The sequence below is a fragment of the Streptomyces sp. NPDC001770 genome, assembly GCF_053596135.1.
Map to the genome: position 1 here is coordinate 28,644 of NZ_JBSFFN010000046.1, position 19,650 is coordinate 48,293.

At 73.3% G+C, this 19,650-nt stretch carries 13 protein-coding genes; 6 read left to right on the top strand and 7 right to left on the bottom strand.

All coding sequences use genetic code 11. The features are described from left to right. Nucleotides 1–261: 261 nt before the first annotated feature. The 6 genes from ACWCSV_RS30525 to ACWCSV_RS30550 all read right to left on the bottom strand — a co-directional run bounded on the left by ACWCSV_RS30525 (nucleotide 262) and on the right by ACWCSV_RS30550 (nucleotide 8,136). A complete protein-coding gene (locus ACWCSV_RS30525; protein ID WP_451147736.1) occupies nucleotides 262–945 on the bottom strand; it encodes a helix-turn-helix domain-containing protein in 684 nt (227 codons plus the stop codon). A 420-nt stretch (nucleotides 946–1,365) separates the two neighbouring features. Then, entirely contained in the window at nucleotides 1,366–2,205 is an 840-nt protein-coding gene (locus tag ACWCSV_RS30530; RefSeq protein ID WP_451014178.1) for a carbohydrate ABC transporter permease, read from the bottom strand. Then, a complete protein-coding gene (locus ACWCSV_RS30535) occupies nucleotides 2,202–3,566 on the bottom strand; it encodes an ABC transporter permease subunit (protein ID WP_451147738.1) in 1,365 nt (454 codons plus the stop codon). The genes ACWCSV_RS30530 and ACWCSV_RS30535 overlap by 4 nt, the downstream gene beginning before the upstream one ends. 6 nt (nucleotides 3,567–3,572) lie before the next feature. Next, complete coding sequence (locus ACWCSV_RS30540) at nucleotides 3,573–4,895, bottom strand: ABC transporter substrate-binding protein (RefSeq protein ID WP_451147740.1); 1,323 nt, start codon at nucleotides 4,893–4,895, stop codon at nucleotides 3,573–3,575. A gap of 65 nt (nucleotides 4,896–4,960) precedes the next feature. Then, nucleotides 4,961–6,610, bottom strand: a complete 1,650-nt coding sequence (locus ACWCSV_RS30545; RefSeq protein WP_451147742.1) for a glycoside hydrolase family 13 protein — start codon at nucleotides 6,608–6,610, stop codon at nucleotides 4,961–4,963. Nucleotides 6,611–6,867: 257 nt separating this feature from the next. Next, a complete protein-coding gene (locus tag ACWCSV_RS30550; RefSeq protein WP_451147744.1) occupies nucleotides 6,868–8,136 on the bottom strand; it encodes an ABC transporter substrate-binding protein in 1,269 nt (422 codons plus the stop codon). 165 nt (nucleotides 8,137–8,301) lie between these two features. Between ACWCSV_RS30550 and ACWCSV_RS30555 the strand changes: the two genes are divergently transcribed. The 3 genes from ACWCSV_RS30555 (at nucleotide 8,302) to ACWCSV_RS30565 (ending at nucleotide 11,901) form a co-directional block, all read left to right on the top strand. After that, nucleotides 8,302–8,817 (top strand): PadR family transcriptional regulator, encoded by a 516-nt coding sequence (locus ACWCSV_RS30555; protein WP_451147746.1) that lies wholly within the window; start codon nucleotides 8,302–8,304, stop codon nucleotides 8,815–8,817. After that, the gene (locus ACWCSV_RS30560) at nucleotides 8,814–9,563 is read left to right on the top strand and encodes an ABC transporter ATP-binding protein (RefSeq protein ID WP_451147748.1); all 750 of its coding nucleotides are present in this window, start codon (nucleotides 8,814–8,816) and stop codon (nucleotides 9,561–9,563) included. The genes ACWCSV_RS30555 and ACWCSV_RS30560 overlap by 4 nt, the downstream gene beginning before the upstream one ends. Nucleotides 9,564–9,630: 67 nt before the next feature. Beyond that, entirely contained in the window at nucleotides 9,631–11,901 is a 2,271-nt protein-coding gene (locus tag ACWCSV_RS30565) for an ABC transporter permease (RefSeq protein ID WP_451147750.1), read from the top strand. A 247-nt stretch (nucleotides 11,902–12,148) separates the two neighbouring features. Here ACWCSV_RS30565 and ACWCSV_RS30570 read toward each other — a convergent pair whose 3' ends face one another. Beyond that, nucleotides 12,149–14,203: a cysteine/serine endopeptidase inhibitor gene (locus ACWCSV_RS30570; protein WP_451147752.1), complete on the bottom strand. Its 2,055-nt coding sequence runs from the start codon at nucleotides 14,201–14,203 to the stop codon at nucleotides 12,149–12,151. A 475-nt stretch (nucleotides 14,204–14,678) separates the two neighbouring features. Here ACWCSV_RS30570 and ACWCSV_RS30575 point away from each other — a divergent pair, with 475 nt between their 5' ends. The 3 genes from ACWCSV_RS30575 to ACWCSV_RS30585 are packed head-to-tail and all read left to right on the top strand — an operon-like array spanning nucleotide 14,679 to nucleotide 19,533. After that, a complete protein-coding gene (locus ACWCSV_RS30575; protein WP_451147754.1) occupies nucleotides 14,679–14,825 on the top strand; it encodes a hypothetical protein in 147 nt (48 codons plus the stop codon). Then, nucleotides 14,822–17,842 (top strand): hypothetical protein, encoded by a 3,021-nt coding sequence (locus ACWCSV_RS30580; RefSeq protein ID WP_451147756.1) that lies wholly within the window; start codon nucleotides 14,822–14,824, stop codon nucleotides 17,840–17,842. The genes ACWCSV_RS30575 and ACWCSV_RS30580 overlap by 4 nt, the downstream gene beginning before the upstream one ends. 53 nt (nucleotides 17,843–17,895) lie before the next feature. Then, nucleotides 17,896–19,533: a hypothetical protein gene (locus tag ACWCSV_RS30585; protein ID WP_451147758.1), complete on the top strand. Its 1,638-nt coding sequence runs from the start codon at nucleotides 17,896–17,898 to the stop codon at nucleotides 19,531–19,533. The last annotated feature ends 117 nt before the right edge of the window (nucleotides 19,534–19,650 follow it).

The following is a 19,650-nucleotide window of genomic DNA, read 5'->3' on the forward strand; positions in this document are numbered from 1 at the left end:
TCCAACCAGGCGAAAGCTTCCTCGACCTCGAACCCGAAACCATGGGCGGCCATGTCTACAGGGTGCTGCGTCCATCGGCCCCTCCTCGGCAGCCGGTGTCCGGTGACGCCAGCCGCTGATCCCGGGGCCGCCGTTCCTTCGCCGCTCGCGGAGGAGGGGGTGTTCGCGTCGGTGCCGCGGTCGCCGCGGCACCGGACAGTGGCGGCGGTGCCCGGCCGGTCGGGCCGCGGCACCGCCCCGGTCAGCCGCGCACCGCCCCGGTCACAGGATGTCCATCCGGATCGCGTGGGCGACCGCCTGCGTGCGGTTGCGCTGTCCCAGTCTCTTGACCGCCGTATGGATGACGCTCTTGATCAGCCGCTCGGAGTAGCGGAGTTCGGCCGCGATCTCCGCCACGTCCTTGCCCTCGGCCAGCAGCCGCAGTACGTGCACCTCGCGGGCTTCCAGGTCGACCCGGCGGCGGCCGGCGACGGGCCGCTCGGGGGCACCCGCGGTCCGCGCCCGGTCCGGCCGGCCGCCTGGGGTCGCCGCACACGCGCTCGGCTCGCCGCGGTGGGCGGCCACCGCGGCGGACTCGATCTGGGTGAAGCTCGTGGACGGCCGGGAGAGGACGGCGACCGTACCGTGCCGGACGGCGAGGGAGAGGTGGGGCTCGGCCACCCGGTCGGCCACCAGGACGATCCGGGCCCGCCCGCCCGTACTGCTGCCGACCAGGCTCATCACGGTGAGCGTTTCCCGAGTCACCTCCGGGGTGATCACGACGACCACGTCGGCTTCGGCCAGACGCTCCTGCGGCAGCACCGTGGTGCGTCCGCGCGAGGCCATGAAGGCGCGGGTGCCGTCGCGGGTGAGCGGGTCGTCGGTCAGCACGACGACGGACGGAGGCACGGCGACGGACGGCGCCGCGACGACGGCGCGTGAGCTCGGGCTTCTCTGGTCAAGCATGGCGGGTGTTCCCCTCTTCACGGTGCGGCGTCGTGGCGGCGTCGCGCGGAGGGACGTACACGGCACGTCGGGGGAGGTCTCCCGCTTCCCGAGGGTGGCGGGCCGATGTGCCGTGTACGCCGTATTCAGATGTAGTCAGGCGAAGTCGGACGAAGTCCGGCGTATTCCTCGTGGAGGTCCGAGGGGGTTCCCCTCAGTGGTCGTCCGGCGTGCACGGCCGGATCCGGCGCACCCGGAGGCGCTTCCAGGACATGGCTCCGGGCGGTGCGGCCCGGCGGCGGGCGTGCCCCGGGCACGGCGACCGCGGCGCGCGTCGGGTGCCGGCGCGGCGGGGTGCCCTCGTGGGCCGCTCCCCCGCGGCCCACGAGGTGACTCTCCCGCAGGGGCAGCGCCCGGGAAGGGGCCGCCGGCGGGCGCGGTTCACTTCACCGATCCGGCCATGACGCCCTGCACGAAGTAGCGCTGGAAGGCGAAGAAGACCACCAGCGGTACGACCAGGGAGAGGAAGGCGCCGGGCGCGAGTACGTCGATGTTGCTGCCGAACTGCCTGATCTGCGACTGGAGTGCCACGGTGAGCGGCTGGGACGAGGAGTTGGCGAAGAGCATCGCCACCAGCATGTCGTTCCACACCCACAGGAACTGGAAGATCGCCAGCGACGCGATGGCGGGCCGTCCCACCGGCAGCACCAGCTGCACGAAGATCCGCCACTCGCCGCCGCCGTCCATGCGGGCGGCTTCCAGCATCTCCTTCGGCAGCTCCGCGAAGTAGTTGCGCAGCAGGAACACCGCGAACGGCAGCCCGTAGGCCACGTGGAACAGGACCACTCCGGGGATGGTGCCGAACAGGCCGAGCTGCCCGAAGAGTTTGGCGACCGGGAGCAGGCCGATCTGTACCGGCACCACCAGCAGTGCCACGACGATCAGGAACACGGTGTCGCGGCCCGGGAAGTCGAGCCACGCGAAGGCGTAGCCGGCGAGGGACGCGACGACCACCACGAGCACCGTCGTGGGGACGGAGATCAGCACGGTGTTCCACAGAGCCCGGGTCATCCCGGTGTTCTGCAGCAGCGCCGTGTAGTTGTCGAAGGAGAGCTGCCCCGGGCTGGACAGCGACGTCCACCATCCGCCCTTCGCGGTGTCTTCGGCGGAGCGCAGCGACGACAGGAACAGACCGGCCAGGGGGGTGATCCAGACGAGGCCGACGAGGACGAGGAACGCCTGGACGAGACCGTTGCTCAGCAGGCGCCGGACGGCGGTCATCGCTGACTCCTTCGGAAGCGGCGGACGTTGAAGATCATGGCCGGGACGACCAGCAGCAGCAGGAGTACGCCCAGCGCGCTGCCGAGGCCCTGGTCGTTGCCGCCGCCGAAGGACACCAGCCACATCTGGGTGGCGAGCACCGTGGCGTCCTCCTGCACCGGGCCCGGCGCGATGATGTAGACGAGGTCGAAGACCTTCATCACGTTGATGACCAGGGTCACGAACACGACGGTCAGCACGGGGCCGAGCAGCGGGACGGTGATGCGGCGGAAGATCTGCCACTCGGTCGCCCCGTCCATGCGGGCCGCTTCGAGCGCGTCCCGGGGCAGGGCGGCCAGGCCGGCCCCGATCAGGACCATGGCGAATCCGGTCCAGATCCACAGGTAGGCGCCGATGATGGCCGGGGTGACGAGGGCCGGACCGAGCCAGGAGATGCCGTCGTAGGGCGGGGCGAAGTTGGAGGAGGGGAGGGCCAGGGTGTACGAACCGGGGCCGAGGTCCTTGAAGGTGAAGGACCCGTCCGGGCCGGTGGTGGTGGTCGCCACCGTCCGGCCGCCGCTGACGGCCTGGACGGTCATGCCCGGCAGCCCGCTCTCACCGCGGTCCACCCGGCCCGGGGCGCCTCCGCCGCCGGGCACGAAGTCGAGGTAGGCGACGCCCCGCAGTTCGCCGGGCGCGGCCTGCCGCTCGGAGCCCTGGCGGGCGGGTGCGGTGCCGGAGGGCAGGTCTCCGGGGAGCACACCGATCAGGGGGAGGGCCACCGTACTGCCGGCGGGAACGGCCGTGCCCGTGCGGTAGGAGCCGTCCTTCGCGTGCACCAGGCCCTGGCCTTCGCGCGCCCTGGCGGTCGGATAGGGAGAGGTGCCCGCGAAGGAGTCGTGCAGGGCGACGGCGGCGGCGTTCAGGGCGCCCTTGTCGGGGTCCTCGTCGTAGGCGAGCCGGAAGATGATGCCGGCGGCCAGGAAGGAGACCGCCATGGGCATGAAGAGGAGCAGTTTGAAGGCGGTGGCCCAGCGGACCTTCTCCACCAGGACGGCGAGGATCAGTCCCAGTCCGGTCAGCAGCGCCGGTGCCACCACGATCCAGACGACGGTGTTGCGCACCGCCTTGACCGTGGCCGGGTCACGGAACATCTCGGTGTAGTTGTCCCCGCCGACGAAGCGGGTTCCGGAGGCGTCGAAGAAGCTGCGGCCGACGGAGAAGAGGACGGGGTAGACGACGAGCGCGCCCAGCAGGAGCAGAGCGGGGAGCACGAAGAGCGCGGCGATCGTCCGGCCCCGCCGCCGGGCCTGCTTCCGGTGGTCGGCGCGGGCCGTGGGCGGCGACGGGCGGGGGGTCTCCTTGAGGAGGGTGGCGGTCATGGCGGATCAGCCCTTGTACGCCTTGGCAGCAGCGGTCTCCAGTGCGGCGGCCGTGGCCTTCGGGTCGGACGGGTCGCGGAGGAAGTCCTGGAGGGCCTTCCACTCACCGGTGCCCTTGGTGCCGCCGAAGGCGGCCGGGGCCTGGTCGGACATGTCGAAGCGGACGGTGTCCCCGGCCTCGATCAGCGACTGGGCGGTCGCGCGGGTGACGGGGTCGCCGTAGGAGTTGGGGTCCAGCTTCTCGTTGGGCGAGAGGAAGCCGCCCTTCGCGGCCCACACCGCGGCGGCCTCGGGGGTGGCCAGGTACTCCAGGAGTGCCATCCCCGCCTCCTGGTGCTTGCCGTCCTTGAGGACGACGGCGGCGTCACCGCCGCTGACGACGGGGGCCTTGCCGCCGTCCACGCCCGGGAAGGGGAAGAAGTCGGCGTCCTTTCCGATGGTCCTGCCGAACTGGTCCTTGGCCACGCCGGCGACGAAGTCGCCCTCGTAGACCAGGCCGGCCTGGGGCTTGGGGCCGAACACCTTCTCGACGGAGCCGGGGAAGTCGGTGTTCAGTGCCCCCTTCTGCCCGCCGGCGATCAGCTGCTGGTCCTTGAACAACTGGCTGAGGGTGGTGAGGGCCGTCACCACGCTGGCGTCGGTCCACTTCAGTTCGTGGGCGGCGAGGGCGTCGTACTTCTCGGGGCCGGCCTGGGAGAGGTAGATGTTCTCGAACCAGTCGGTGAGGGTCCAGCCGTCCTGGCCGGCGACGGCGAAGGCGGCGAGCCCGGAGTCGGAGATGGTGTGGCCGGCCTTCAGCATCTCCTCGTAGGTGGTGGGCGGCTCGACGCCCGCCTGGGCGAGGGACTCGGGGCTGTACCAGACCGTCGACTTGTGGGCGGCCTTGAAGTAGAGGCCGTACAGGGTGTCGCCGACGCTGCCGTAGTTCTTCCACACGTGCGCGAAGTTGGTGTCGACCTGCTTCTCCACGTCCGGGGAGAGCGGCTTGAGCCAGCCGCTCTTCGCGAACTGCTGCAACACTCCGACCTGCGGGACCATCACCACGTCGGGGGCGTCGCCGCCCTCGATCTTGCTGCCGACGACGGTGGACACGTTGTCGCCGGTGGAGACGAACTCGGTCTTGGCGCCCGTCTTCTCGGTGAAGGCGTCGAGCACTTCCTGGAAGTTCTTCTGCTCGCTGCCGGACCAGACTCCGGCGACGGTGACCGTCTGGCCGTCGAGGCTCTTGCCGCCTCCCGCGGCGACCGGGTCGCCGCCGCAGGCGGTCGCGCCGAGAGCCAGCACGAGGGAGGTACAGCCGGTGAGCAGGGCGGAGCGTCGTCGCATCATCTTTGATGGCCTTTCAACAGGAAGGTGGGTGTGCGTGTCACGTGCGGAAGTGCGGGTGGGGCGGCTCAGCCGTGGCCGGGGCCGTCGGTGATCCACCAGGCGGCGGTCGAACCGGCGAGCACTCCGGGCGGGCAGGGGCCGCTGGTGAGCAGCGGGATGCCGTCGACGGGGGCGGGCGTGGCGGCGGTGGAGAAGTTGACGGCGCAGACGAGCCCGTCGCCCCGGGAGAAGGCGAGCACGCCGGGCGGCGAGTCCAGCCAGCGCAGCGTTCCGTCGCCCAACTGGGGCAGTGTGGAACGCAGTTGCAGGCCGTCGCGGTAGAGGTGCCAGAACGAGCGGGTGTCCGCCAGAGCCCGGTCGGTGGCGTGTTCGGCGAACCACTCGGGCTGGGGCAGCCAGGGCTTGACGCCCTCGACCTCGGCGGTGAAGCCGAACGGCGACGCCTGCCCCGACCAGGGCAGTGGCACCCGGCAGCCGTCGCGGACGCGGGCGCGGCTGCCGGTGCGGCGGAAGATCGGGTCGGTGAGGACGTCGTCGGGCAGATCGACGACTTCGGGGAGTCCCAGTTCCTCGCCCTGGTAGATGTACGCGGCCCCGGGCAGCGCCAGCATCAGCAGCGCGGCCGCACGGGCCCGGGCCGCCCCGACTCCGCTGCCCCCTGCGGCGGGCTCGCCGTAGCGGGTGACGGTGCGGATCTGGTCGTGGTTGTTGAGGACCCAGGTGACGGTGGAGCCGGTGCCCGCGATGTCCTGCATCGCCTCCGAGATGACCTTGCGGAAGGCGTCCTCGTCCCAGGGGGCGCCGAGCAGGTCGAAGAAGAACGCCTGGTGCAGCTCGTCGGGGCGTACGTAGCGGGCGTGTTCGCGGGCCGTCGGCACCGAGACCTCGCCGACCAGGAGCCGTTCACTGCCGTCGCGCGCGGTGTACTCCTCGCAGACCGCACGCCAGTGGCGCCACACGTCGTGGACCTCCGGCTGGTTCCACGCGAGCGGGTTGACGGAGTCGCGGGTACGGGCGTCGGCCTCGGGGTCCGGCGAGTCCGGCAGGTCGGGGTGTTTGAAGAGTCCGGCGGCGACGTCGATGCGGAAGCCGTCGACCCCGCGGTCGAGCCAGAAGCGGAGCACCTCGTCGAAGGAGGCCGGAACCTCCGGGTGACGCCAGTTCCAGTCGGGCTGCTCGGGGGTGAACATGTGCAGATACCACTGACCGGGCTCGCCGTCCGCCTCCGTGACGCGGCTCCACGCCGGCCCGCCGAACATGGCGTGCCAGTTGTTGGGCGGCTCGGTTCCGTCGGGCCCGCGGCCGTCGGCGAAGTGGAAGCGCGCACGGGCCGTGCTCCCGGGGGGTGAGGCGAGCGCTTCGCGGAAGTAGTGGTGCTCGATGGAGCAGTGGTTCGGCACGATGTCGAGCAGGACCCTGATGCCCATGCGGTGGGCGGTCGCCACCAGCAGGTCGAACTCGGCGAGGTCGCCGAAGACCGGGTCCACGTCGCTGTAGTTGGCGACGTCGTAGCCGTGGTCGTGCTGCGGCGACGGATAGAAGGGGCTCAGCCAGATGCCGTCGATGCCGAGCTTCTTGAGGTAGGGAAGGCCGGCCCGGACGCCCGCGAGGTCCCCGATGCCGTCGCCGGTGCTGTCGAGGAAACTGCGGACGTAGACCTGGTAGATCACCGCGTCGCGCCACCAGCGGTGCGCGACTTCATGCTGCGATATCACCTCATGTGCCTGTCTGTGAGGCGGAGTTGTTATGCATGCATGTTAGGTAGCGGTGACAGATGCGTGTCAATGAGCTGAAACAAAGGCTGCCCGAACGTGCAGGGAAATTGGGATGACATCTCCGCATATTTCTGGCGCAGCAGAGAAAACTGCCTACCTAACACGTATGCAGAAGGGGTGTTCGGGGTGCGCCGCTCGTCCTGAGGGCGGTACGGCTCCGCGCGTACGGGAGCCGGCCGGCCGGGACTCCCCCGCCGCTACCGGCCGGCGACGGCGGCGAGTTCGGCCGCCAGGCGGCGGACCGCCGCGTCCGGCGTCTGGCGCCCCGTCAGGCAGTCGTGTACGACCGCCTGCATCACCAGGCTGACCTGGTCGTAGCGCGGGCTCTTGGGGCGGGGGGCGGCCGTCAGGACGGCGGTGCGCAGGACGGGAAGATACGGGAAACGCCGTATCAGCGCGGGGTCTTCGTAGAGCGCGGCGCGTACGGGTGGCAGCGCTCCAGAGGTCAGCACCTGGCGCTGCACCGGCTCGCTCGTCAGGTAGGCGATGAGCCGCTGCGCCGACTCGGGGTGCCGGGCGCGTGCGGCGACGGCCAGATCGGAACCCCCGAGCACGCTCGTGCCGGGTCCGTCGGGTCCCGGCAGCCGTACGGCCCCGACCTTGCCGGCGACCGCGGAACCTCCGGATTCGGCGGCCACGTAGGCGTACGGCCAGTTGCGCAGGAAGAGCAGGCGGCCCTCCTCGAAGGCGCGCCTCGACTCCTCCTCCGTGTACGTCAGGGCCTTCTCCGGTATCCAGCCCTCGCGCACCCCCCGGGCCAGGAAGCCGATGCCCTCGCGGGCGGCCGGGGAGTCGACGGTGACGCGCGCGCCGTCGTCGGCGAGTATGGTGCCGCCCGCCGAGTAGACCGCCTCGACCGCGTTCACGGTGAGCCCCTCGTAGGGCAGCAACTGCCCCGCGTAGCCGTCGAGTCCGTACTCCGGCGCCACCGTCTCCGCGTCCCGCTCCAACTCCTCCCAGGTGGTCGGCGCGGGCAGGCCCTCCCGGTCGAGGACGTCCTTCCGGTACAGCAGGAGTCCCGCGTTGGTGACGTAGGGGACGGCGTACAACCGGCTTTCGTACGTGGCCGTGTTCACGACGGGCGGGAGGAAGCTGTCCAGCGGGAAGCGCTCGGGGGGCAGGGGGCGTATCCACCCCGCCGCGGCGAACTGCGAGGTCCAGTTCACGTCGATGTTGAGGACGTCGAACCGGCCACCGTCGCCGTCGCGGAGATCGGTCTCCATCTGCGCCCTGGTCTCGTCCGCGGAGTCCGGCAGCTCGACGAGGGTCACCTTCTCGCCGGGGTGCTTCCGGTTCCAGCCGGCCAGCAGCGGCCCCAGGTACCCGGTCAGATCGCCGGCGGTCGCCAAGGTCAGCGGACCGCGACCGGCACCGCTCCCTCCGGCGACCGTACCGGCTGACGCATGACCGGCGAGGAGCACGACGAGAACGAGCAGACCCCTGCCGGCGGCGCGTGCCCCTCGCATGGGCCCTCCCGCTCAACGGCACCGGGCCCCAACGCCGCGGCAGCACCCGCATGTATACCTGTTAGGCATACGCAATACTAGGGCCTGCGGCCCCGCGTGCCCCGACGCACGTTCGCGGGGCCCCGAAACGGCCGACCGGACACGGAGACGAGGTGGAGAGCGCAAGTGCGGCTGCCTCTCCTTGCCCTGCTGGCACAAGGGCCTGCCCACGGATACGAACTCAAGCGGGATCTTGAACAACTCCTGGGCGCCGCATACCCTCAGACCAACATCGGCCAGATCTACGTCACCCTCGGTCGCCTGGAGAAGTCGGGGCTGATCGACGGCGAGGAAGTACAGCAGTCCAGCCGGCCCAACAAGAAGATCTACCACCTCACCGACGCGGGACGTGAGGCGGTCCTGGCCTGGTTCGAGGAGTCCTCGGAGGAACCCCGGGTCAAGGACGGGTTCTTCATGAAGTTCGCGCTGGCCTCGCACACGGGTCTCGTCGACGAGATCGGCCTCATCAACAAACAGCGTCGGCACTACCTGAACACCATGCGCTCCCTGTCGAAGCTGGCCGCCGAGGAAGACCGTGGCAACCGCGTCTCCCAGATCCTGATCGAAGGTGCCATGCTGCACCTGCAGGCAGACCTGGACTGGCTCGAGCGGTGCCAAGAGGAATGGGAGGAGCCGGGATGAGCGAGGCACCCCCTCCCCTGCTGCGCGCCGAGGGCCTGGTCAAGACCCATCACGGCGAAGGGGCGCCCGCACACGCCGTACGCGGGGTCGATCTCACCGTGCGCCGGGGCGAGTTCGTGGCCGTGACGGGCCCCTCCGGTGCGGGGAAGTCGACGCTGCTGCACCTGCTCGCCGGACTGCAGCAGCCGGACGCCGGACGCATCCTGCTGGACGGCGAGTGCACCGGGTCGTACGGCGAGGCCCGCTGGGCGGTCGAACGCAGGACGCACATCGGCCTGGTCTTCCAGTTCTTCAACCTGGTCTCCGACCTCCGCGTCGCCGACAACGTCGAACTGCCCGCCCTGCTGGCCGGTGCCTCGCCGCGGACGGCACGCGCGCGTCGCGCCGAGCTGCTGGCCGAGCTGGGGCTGGAGGGCAAGGAGCGCAACATGCCCGGCGAGCTCTCCGGTGGTGAGCAGCAACGGGTCGCTCTGGCACGCGCCTTGATCAACCAGCCGGACCTGCTGCTCGCCGACGAGCCGGCCGGCAGCCTCGACAGCAGGGGGACCCGCGAGGTCACGCGGCTGCTGACCCGCTTCCACGCCCGCGGTCAGACGATCGTCCTCGTCACCCACGACGCGCGGCTGGCGAGCGCCGCGGACCGGGTCGTCAGCTTCTTCGACGGACGCATCACGGACGACGCCGAGCTGAGCGCACGCCCGCCGCGTGCCCGCGGCACCTCGGGCGTACTCGAACTGAGGGACTGAACAACGGTGGACCACGGGCGGACGACCGCGCCGGTTTCCGGCGTGCCCGAGCGGAGGCGGTGACACGGTGCGGGCCATGGTGCGATGGGCGCGGGCGGACTTTCGCAGGCACCGGGGCGAGGCGCTGTTCCTGGTCCTCGCCACGGTGGGGATCGTCGTCTCCCTGCTGTCGGCCACGGCGTTGTTCGCGTACGCCACCAACCCGTGGCAGCGGGTGTTCAACCAGTCCGAAGGCGCCCACGTCTGGATCCGTACGAGCGCCTCGGCGGACCCCCGGCCCCTCGCCGGCCTCGACGGCGTCGCCTCGTTGTCCGGGCCCTACCCGACAGAGTCGGTGACGCTCACCACCCACGGTGCCCGTGCCTCGGCCGAACTGCGCGGCACCTCCGGGATACCGTCGGTGGGCCGGCCGCTGCTCACCTCCGGCAGCTGGCTGCGCGCCACGCAGCCCGACGGCGTCGTGCTCGAGAGCGGGCTCGCCCGTGCGCTGCTGGCGGGGCCCGGTGACACCCTCAGCCTGCCCGGCACCGTCCGTACCCTGACCGTCCTCGGGGTGGCCGAGAGCGCCGAGCCCGGCTACAGCCCCGGGGAGCGGGCCGGTGCGGTCTGGGCGCTTCCGGGCGCCGTCCGTGCGCCGGACGGCCTGCTCACCGGCCTGCGCCTGTCCGATCCGGACGCCACCGACTACGCCGTCCAACGCGCGGTCACCGTGCTCGGCGCGGGCACCGTGGACGAGGTGACGACCTGGCAGCAGGCACGCACCAGGGCCCAGGGGGACAACCGCCTGTTCGGGCAGGTGCTGGGGCTGTTCGGTCTGGCCGCCCTCGTCGCCGCCTGTTTCGCCCTGCACGGTGCGATCGGCACGCGCGTCCGCGGGCACCTGCACAACATCGCGGTCCTGAAGGCCATCGGCTTCACCCCCGGCCAGGTCGTGGGCGCCTTCGTGCTCCAGCACCTCGTGTACGCCGTGCTGGGGGCCACCGGTGGCGCCCTGCTGGTCACGGCGCTCGGCGGCCACGTCCCCGGCCGCCTCGGCGAGGCGATCGGCATGTGGCAGGGGCTGCCGCACACCGGGAGCGGCGTGCTCGCCGTGGTCGCGGGCACGGTGCTGTTCATCGGCGCGACCACGGCGCTGGCGGCCTGGCGGGCCGGCCGGGTACCGGCGGTACCGTCGCCCCGGTATACGGCGCAGCCGGGAGGCGGGCTGTCCAGCCTCGTCGGCCTGGCGCTCGGCCGGGGGCTCTCCCCGGCCCTGGTCCTGGGCGTGCACCGGGCGGTGGCCCGGCGGGCACGGTCGCTGGCCACCCTGGCGCGGCTGGCCCTTCCGCTGCTGCTGATCGTCGTGGCGATGAGCGCGTGGACCACGATCGACCGCCTCCACGACCATCCCGAGGAGGCCGGCCGGCCCGCGGCCCTCATGGCGCACGCGGACGGCCTCAGCGACGCCGAGGCCCGCGCGGTGCTCGGCTCCGACCCGCGCGTCACCGCCGTCTACCCGGGCGTGGAGATGAGCGCCCTGGTGCCGGGCCAGACGGCCACCATCGCCCTGCGCGGAGTCGGCACCCGCGAGAACCCCTACCCCTTCGTCGTCGCCGAGGGACGCCTGCCGAGCGGCTCGCACGAGGCGGTGGCCGGCCAGGGTCTGTTCGACCTCCTCCACGCGCGGGTGGGCGACTGGGTGCGCATGACGGTGGGCGCGCGACCGCAGGTCCTCCACCTCGTGGGCCGCGCCATCGAACCGGAGAACTCCGGCCGGGTCGTCTCGACGTCACTGGACAACCTGCGCGCCGACGACTCCGGGCTGCGCCCCTCGGTCTACGGGTTGCGGCTCGCCGGAAACGCGCGGGCCGACGCGGTCGCCGCGCACCTGGCCGAAGCGGCGGGCGGGCGCCTCGACGTGTACACCGCCGCGAACCCCGTCGACGGACTCTCCCCCCTGCGCGAGGTGATCGCCGGACTGATCGCGGTCCTCGCGCTCATCGGCCTGGTGGAACTGCTGACCTCCGTCGGAGCCGGCGTACGGGAGGGGGCGCGGGACATCCTCGTCCTGAAGGCGATCGGGCTGTCGCCCCTCCAGGTCGCCGTCGCGACGACCGTGGCCACCCTCTGCACCTCGCTGGCCGCCCTTCTCGTCGCGCTCGCGGGCGGTCTGCCTCTCGCCAGGTGGCTGATCGACGCGCAGGGGCGTTCGACGGGGGTCGGCAGCGGGCTCGCCCACCTCCCCTCCGCCGGGATGCTGGCCACGTTCGGCCTGACCGCGGTGGCCGGCGCCACCGCCCTCGCCACGCTCTCCTCCGTCCGCGAAGTCCGCCGTCACCGGACGGACACCGTGCGCTGACGCCTGTCGCGCCGGTGCGAGGACGGGGTCCCCGGAATCCGCGGTGGCCCGGCGTGCGGCCTTCGCCGCCCCGGCCGCCCCGCCGGTACGGGCGGTGCCGGTGCCCGTCGCGTACGGCTGCGGGCCCGGCATTCGCGGCACCGCCCCCGGGCCCGTGCGTCCAGGGCGCCGGCTCGGGGGCGGTACGTCCGCGGACCGCCGGGGCCGGGCCGGCGGCACGTGCACCGTGCGCCGACCCGTCACGCCGTCAGTCGTCGTACGTGGTGGTGCACTTGTCGTTCTCGAAGAGCGCACCCTCGACGACGGGAAGGTCGTCGGCGGGGTCCTCGACGACGGTCGTCAGCCCGGTCAGCTGGTCGGCGCAGTCGTGCGCGGCGGATTCGCTGTCGCCGCTCCCGCCACCGAGGTACATGTCCAGCCAGGTCGTGGCTCCGTCGGGAGCGGTCTCCAGGCTGTGGCAGGGGCCGTTCTGCGGGCTGCCGCCGTCCCCGCAGGCGTCCTCCACGATGAAGTACCGCCGCACCTTGGGCATGTAGAAGCGCGTACCGGCCGGATAGTCGAGGGTGTCCCCACCGCCCTCGGTCGAGTGACCGACCGCGAGCGTGATCGGGTCCGCCCATGTCCCGGTGCCTCCGGCCTGGTCGTGAATCACCGGGGCGGAGATCTGCGCACTGCCTCGCGGCGTGTTGTCGAACCACGTGTAGCCGGTCGTGAAGGCGTTGTCGATGGTCCTGCCCGAACCCGACGGCGCCGCCGCACCCGCACGGCCGCTGGGCGGGGTGGTCGCGGTCGACCCTTCCCCGGGCGACGGCGACTCCGACGGCGCGGTGCGCAGCGGATTGGTCACGCCCTCCGGCAGGGTCACGGGGATCGATCCCGGTGCCGCGGTGTTCACGGCGCTGAACGTCTTCAGGAACTGGTGGTCGCTCTGCTCCGTGCCGCTGCAGTCGTCGGCGAGGGTGCCCACGTCAGGGCACGCCTTGTCCCGGCCCAGTGACCAGAACGCCAGCTGCTGGATCCCCTTCTCCACCGCGAAGTCCGTCAGCCGGGACGCGTCGTCCGTGGTGAACTCCTCGCCCGCGGTGTCGTTCACCCCGATCATCGGCGTGTTCCCCTGCATCCCCCACAGTTCCCGCTCCGACTTCGCCGGCCAGATCTGCCCCAGCTGCCCGTGCAGGGCGGTGGCCGCGTCGATCGCGGCCTGCCCCATGTCCTCGACCTCGGAGCCGTAGTCCATCGTCATGATGTTCACCAACGACACCCGCAGCCCGCTGTCCACCGTGTCCTGGAGCATCGCGACGCCGTCCGCCTCCAGGCCGCCGGTTCCCGACGGCAGGGTGAACTGGACGTCCAGCCGCCCGCCGTTCCCCTCGATGTCCTTCTGCAACGCCGCCAGCGCTTCGTCCCGCCGCCGGTTCCCCGCGGTGTCCGCCAGTGCGCTGCCCTCGATGTCGAAGTCCAGCCGGGTCACCCCCAGCGCGTCGACCACCGAGCGGTACTGCCTTTCCAGCGCGTCGGCCGAGTCGCAGCCCTGCGCCAGCTCGGTGCCCGAGGCCCCGCCGAACGAGGCGATCACCTCGCCGCCCGAGCCGCGCAGCCCCTGCACCGCGGCGAGCCAGCCCTCGTCGGTCACCGGCGTGTCCCCGTTGAACGTCGCCTTGCAGCCCCCGCCGTCCAGCACGAAGGCCAGGGTCGCGTACCGCAGTCCCGCCGCGCGGGCGTCCTCCAGCACCGAGGGCGATCCCCAGGTCTCCACGTACGGCGCCGCGTACCGCGACGGGAAGCCCAGGGTCCCCTTGCCGCCCAGCGAGGCTGCGGCGGGGGTCTTCGCGTCGTCGGGGCCGGCGGAGGGTGTGGACGGGCGGGTGATCTCCCTGCCGTCGTCGGTGACGAACTTCCAGGTGATGCCGGTGACGAGACCCTTCTCCAACGGGGCGAGCCGCTCGAACGCGGTCTGGCTCAGGTCGAGATGGTCCGCTTCGCAGGAGGGGCACTGGTCCTTGACGGGCACGGTGATGGACTTGCCCTCGTAGGAGACCTCGACGGACACCCCGTCGCAGATCGGGTCCTCGTTGGGGTCGTCGGTCGTCCACCACGCGTAGGACACCGCGACCAGGTCCTCGGTCGCGGCGTCGACCACGTCGCCGCAGGCCCCGTAGCCCTTGTCGTTGTAGTACGTCATCCGACCGGTCATCTCCTGATTGCTGACCGGGTCGTCGGCGAGTGCCAGGGACACACCGCCCAGCGTGACGGCCAGCAGGGCGACCACGCCGCCCGCAATGACCCGAATCCGGAGGGACACGTTTTCTCCTGACGGTCTGGTGTGTCGACGGTTCGGCTGCGGGATCCTGCTCGGGGACCGACGCGGAAGCAGCGCGAGGAGGGTGCAACAGGCGCGCGGGCCAAGGTGGTTCACCCGGTTCCGGGCTGATCATGGGAGATGCGGGGAGGGTGTGGTGGCGAACCGGCGAGCGTCTGCCCGGCGAGCCACCCGGTGCGCCTCTTCGGACACCGCGCCGCACGGCCGGCGGGAGGGCGGGGCCGCCCGGGCCGTGTCCGGCCATTCCCGTCGGGCGGGCGGCGCGCATGGCCGGGACGCCACCCGGCCCGGCCCGTACCGTGACCACTCGTGCACGACCGGCACGCGAAAGGGCAGTGCCCCGGCACCGGCCTTGCCGCTCCTCGTGGGCCTCTGTTGCGATGGCCCGGTCGGGTGCCTCTTCCCTGTCGACGGGAACGCGCACACAGCACGGAGACGACGGCGGCGGTGAAAAGGCATGAGCGGGACACCTCACCGGGTCACCGGCTCCGGGCGGGTCGGCGGACTGCTTCCGCGCCGCGCCGGCACGACGGCCGTCCGCCGGTCGCACACCGCGTACGGCGTGCGCGGGGCTCTCACGGCCTTGCGGGGCGGCACCCGGTGAGCCGATGGGCCGGGGGGCTCGGCCCTCTGCGGACGCTCGCCGCCAGGATCGGGGGCGCGTCCGCGCCGGACGACGACTCGGGCCCTGTCGTCGTGCTCGCCTCGGAAGGGGGCGAGACGACGGACCTCCTGGCGACCGCCGAAGCCCTGCGGCACGAAGACCGCACCCACGCGACGGTGCTGGTCGCCGCGGGCCGTCTCGAAGGCTCCCGGATGCTGTGGCGGCAGCTGACACCGGTGCTGGACGGGTTCCGGAAGTCCGGCGTCACCGCCGTGCGGCTGGTGTGGGCCGGCGCCGGAGCCGATCAGCCGGGCCGGCCCGCTCCTGCCAGGAGGATCCGCGACACCTGGCAGCTGGAGGTCGTCGCCCCCGCCGGACCGGTGGTGGTCGCGCCGGGCGGCTCGCTGTTCGCACCACCCGGCCCCGGCGGCCCCGGCGGCTGGTGGCGGTTCGCTCCCGGCATCGAACCCCGGCCCCTGGGGCTGCGCCATCCCGTGCCGAGCTGGGAGGACGCGGCGGCGCACCTCGTCTCCGGCGCCTTCGAGGCGGTCGAGGGGCATGTGATCGAGCCGGTGCCCGCAGGTGTGCTGATCCGCAGGGCGGTGCCGCCGCCCGACGCCGCACTGTCCGTCGGCTCCTCCGTACCGCTGGACGGGCAACGGCTCGCCGTCGTGGTCGGCGTCCCCGGCACGCCCCCGGTCGCCGCCCAGGCGTTGACCCAGCTCCTGACCCGGCTGACCCCACGGGCCCGGTCCACCGCCCGGCTGATACCCGGTGACGGGCGCGACCTGCTCGGCGCCGGCCAGCAGACCGCGAACCTGCTCGGCACGGAGGTGGAGGTCGTCAGCGGCCTGCCCGCCCTGCTGGAGTCCGCGGACGGTACCGACGAAGAGACCGTGGTGCTCATCGGACCGGACGGCGAGCCGTCGTGGCGGCCCTACGCGGAGACGGTCGCCTGCCGGCCCGCCCGTGACGGCCGCTCCCCGGCGCCCCGGATCGTGCAGTGGCGGTCACCCTTCGCCGGCGCGGAGGCCGCCCCGGAGGGCGTGTCACCCCTGGACGATCTATGGCAAGTCGCCGTGACCCGGGCGGGGTTGTGGGTGGGGCCGCACGACGGCGTACGGCCGGGCGCCTTCGGGTGGGGGCTCGACCCCAGGACCATGGTGCTGGACGTCGGCGAGCCCGGACAGCGGCTGGACGACGGGGTGTGGCTGGTCCTCGACACCCTCCTGGGCCAGTTGGAATCGTCCGTGGTCGAGCGGACGACCCTCCATGTGAGAGGCATGTCGACCACGCACGGCGGGCGGCAGTTGCGACGTCTCGCCGACCGGCGGGGGCTGCCCCTGGTGTTCGAGCACGAGCCCTCCAACGCCCGCGGGGACGAGCACGCGGAAGCGGCGGTGCCCGGAGCACAGCGGGAGAAGGAGGCAGCGCCCGCCGCGGCTCGGGCCCAGTCCGCTCCCGAAGTCCCCTGGCACACCTCGCCCATGAGCGTACGGATACGGCACGTGGCGGCGGTCTCCCCCGCCGCGTCCGGCACGCGGGCGGCCCCGGTGGCTGCGGCGTCCGGCACGCGGGCGTCGGCCGGAGCGGCGCCCGTCGGTCGGGCCGTGCCCTCCGTGTCGGCGCCTGCTGCCCGCAGCGCCCGGTCCTCCGCGCCGTCGGGCGGTCCGGCCCCGTCCGCCTCGGCCGCGGCCGTCGGCCCGGCCGCGTTCGTGCCGGGGGCGCCCGGCAGGGGGTTCGTGACCGCCGTGGTCGGGTCCGGCGGACCCGTCGCACGGGAGCCCGTGGCCGGCTCCGGTGGAACCCTCGTACGGGAACCGGGGGGCCCTGGTATCCCCTCCCCCAGGACGGCCGCCGGCCCCGGCGCCTCCACCATGCCCGGCCCCGGCGCCTCCACCATGCCCGGCGGGGCCGGAGCGCCGCCGGGGTTCGCCGAGGCGTACGCCGCCAGCCGTGTGCCGGGCGGCCCGCCGGAGGGTTCCGTGCCGTCGAGGGGTCCCGCGCCGACGGGGGGACCCGTGCCGTCGAGGGGTCCCGCACCATCGGGGGGACCCGTGCCGTCGGGGGGTCCCACGCCGTCGGGGGGTCCCGTGCTCCGCACGCCACCGGCCGGAGAGCGGCCTCCCTCCCGCGCGGAGGCCCCGGCTGTCCCGCCGGTCGCACCCGCGCCCCCCGAGCCGCTGCCCGCCTCCCCCGAGCCGCCGCCCGCCCTCGTGCGGCCGGCCGCCCTGCCGGTGCGGGTCGGCCCCCTGCACCGCAGCACCCCCGCCGACCAGCAGGCGCTGCGAGCCCTGGCCGGTGAGCAGTGGTGGCAGCAGAAAGCCGCGGTCGCGCGCACGCTGACGGTGATGCCGGGTCTGCGCGGACACGACCAGAACGACGCCGTACTCGCCGATCTGACCGCCGTGCGCTCCTTTCTCGCCCTCGACGACGCCCCGATGGGCTGGCGTTGGCTGGAGCGGCAACTGGCCGCCGGATCGGCCGACGCGTACCCGTCCCTGGTGGGCCTGGCGTCCGGCCTGCGACGCCTTCCGCCGTACCGGGGGATCGTCGTCCGCGACGCGGGGACGCTCTCCCCTGAGGCGCGGGCGTTGACGGCCGGCAGCGAACTGTGCCAGGCCGGGCCGTTCGGCGCGTACGCGCTGGACAAGGCCCCCGCGACGGCGGGCGACCGGTATCTCGTCTGGTCCCTGACCGGCCGCAGGACACGCATCCTGACCGGCACCGCCTCGCGGGCGGAACCGCACGAGCCCGTGGTCTTCGCGCCCGGCACCCGCTTCCAGGTCCTCGGCACGCACGACGGGCACGGAGTCTCGACCGTGCTGCTGCGCGAGGTGCCCGTGGGCGACCCGGTGGTCCACCCCGGGGGCGGGGATGCCTCGGACGAAGGAGTGCTGGACCGACTGCTGCAGGCAGCGGTCCGCTTTCCCCCGGCGGAGGGCGCCGCGCCCTGGCCCGCCCGGTTCACCGGGCCGTTGGCCGACCGGGTCCCGCGCGGGGACGGCACCGCCTGATTCCGCGGGTCGGCCAGGCCGAGCCCGCCCCACACACCGCAGAGGAGAAGAGCATGTCCGCTGAGCGCAGGACGCCGCGGCGCGGCACCCCACCGGAAGCCCCTGACCAGCTGAGGATGCGGCGGGCCGTCGTCCTGTCCACGCCCTCCACCGAGCCCGAGGGCGCTCTGCCCGTCGGGAACTGGGAGACCGTCACCCCCGACCAGGAGGAGCAGGCGCAGCCCGAACGGCCGGACAGGCGCGGGCGGGGAGGCCGCGGCGGCTCCCCGGGCGGTCCGGACGGAGGTACGCCCCCCTCCACCAGGCCGAACCACCGGCCGATGCTGGCCGCCGCCGCGGTGGCGGGCGCCGTCCTGGTCGCGCTGCCGCTGGCCCTGAGCGGCGGCGACAAGAACGAGCACGAGCTCGACTACGAGGCTTCGGGCAGCGAGGCCCCCTCTCCGCAGCAGACGGGCCCGAACTTCACCCTCGACGTCATGACGCCTCCGGCCACGGAGGGGTCCCGCGTCCACGAAGGCGGAACGGGCGGCTCGGCGAGCGCGCCCTCGTCGCACTCGTCCGCTCCTTCACCCTCCGCGTCGGCGTCCGGCTCGCCGTCGCCCTCTCCGACCATCGCGGTCTCTCCCCGCAAGACGTTTCAGGGCGCCGGCATCCGAGCCCCGCACGCCACCGGAGGGACGAGCGCGAGCCCGCACCGGGAGACCCCCTCGAAGACCGCGCCCGCGACGGCCTCCCCGGTTCCGGTCGCCGCCGTCGCGGCTCCGTCGGCACCCGCGGCGCACACCGGGCCGACCGCCCGGCCGAGCGCCGAGCCGAGCTCCGGGCCGACGACGCGTTCCAGCACGCCGGCGGCCGCCCCCGTGCCGTTGGCCGTCGCGCGGACGGCCGGACCCGAAGCTCCCGCCAACCCGGAACCGCACCAGCGGAGTTCACCGGTCGCGGAGGCGACGAAGCCACCCGGGACCGCGGACCCCGTGCCGGAGCACACGGCCCCCGTGAGCGCCCCGGCCGGGCCGGCCGCCGAACCCACCGGCTCGCCCGGTACGCACGCGGTCCTCCATCCCAGCGCTCCGACGGACCCCCACGTGCCGACCGACCCCGGCACCCCGATGGACCCGTCCACGCACCGGACTCCCGACCCCGGCACCCCGACCGACCCGGGCGCGCCCACCGGCCCCGGAACGCCCACGGACCCCGGAACCCCGACCGACCCGGGCGCCCCCACCGGCCCCGGAACGCCCGCCGACCCCGGCGCACCCGCCGCCCACGGCACCCCGGCCGACCCGGGCACCCCGATCGGGGAGACCACGCGGACAGGGCCCGGCGGACCGGCCGCGGAGCCCACCGCCCCGGACACCGGCGGCAACATCGTCGTGCAGGCGACCCGGGTACTGGAGAAGGGCCAGTCGTTCGCGTCGGACCGCGCCACCCTGGCCATGGGCGAGGACGGCAATCTGGTCGTCACCGACGAGAACGGCACCGTCCGCTGGTCCTCCCACACCGAGGGCCGGGGCGCGAAGACGGTGTTCCAGGCGGACGGCCACCTCGTCGTCTACACGAGCGACGACCAGACGGCCTGGTCCTCCGGCACCGCGGGGCACGACGGTGCCGAACTGGTCCTGCAGAGCGACGGTGACGTGGTGATCCAGCAGGACGGCGTCGATCTGTGGGTCAGCGGCACCGCGCACTGAAGGGGCCCGGCGAAGGGGCCCCTGCGCCCGGCCGCGCACCCGGCCGTCAGGCCGGCGAAACTTCCCGACGCCTGGCGCAACAGCGTGATCGGGCTGCGCTACATCGGCCTCGACCGG

What these genes read in the sequence shown, in the direction of transcription:
- ACWCSV_RS30525 (WP_451147736.1), bottom strand. Translation starts at nt 945, where the DNA reads ATGCTTGACCAGAGAAGCCCGAGCTCACGCGCCGTCGTCGCGGCGCCG.
- ACWCSV_RS30530 (WP_451014178.1), bottom strand. Translation starts at nt 2,205, where the DNA reads ATGACCGCCGTCCGGCGCCTGCTGAGCAACGGTCTCGTCCAGGCGTTC.
- ACWCSV_RS30535 (WP_451147738.1), bottom strand. Translation starts at nt 3,566, where the DNA reads ATGACCGCCACCCTCCTCAAGGAGACCCCCCGCCCGTCGCCGCCCACG.
- ACWCSV_RS30540 (WP_451147740.1), bottom strand. Translation starts at nt 4,895, where the DNA reads ATGATGCGACGACGCTCCGCCCTGCTCACCGGCTGTACCTCCCTCGTG.
- ACWCSV_RS30550 (WP_451147744.1), bottom strand. Translation starts at nt 8,136, where the DNA reads ATGCGAGGGGCACGCGCCGCCGGCAGGGGTCTGCTCGTTCTCGTCGTG.
- ACWCSV_RS30560 (WP_451147748.1), top strand. Translation starts at nt 8,814, where the DNA reads ATGAGCGAGGCACCCCCTCCCCTGCTGCGCGCCGAGGGCCTGGTCAAG.
- ACWCSV_RS30575 (WP_451147754.1), top strand. Translation starts at nt 14,679, where the DNA reads ATGAGCGGGACACCTCACCGGGTCACCGGCTCCGGGCGGGTCGGCGGA.
- ACWCSV_RS30585 (WP_451147758.1), top strand. Translation starts at nt 17,896, where the DNA reads ATGTCCGCTGAGCGCAGGACGCCGCGGCGCGGCACCCCACCGGAAGCC.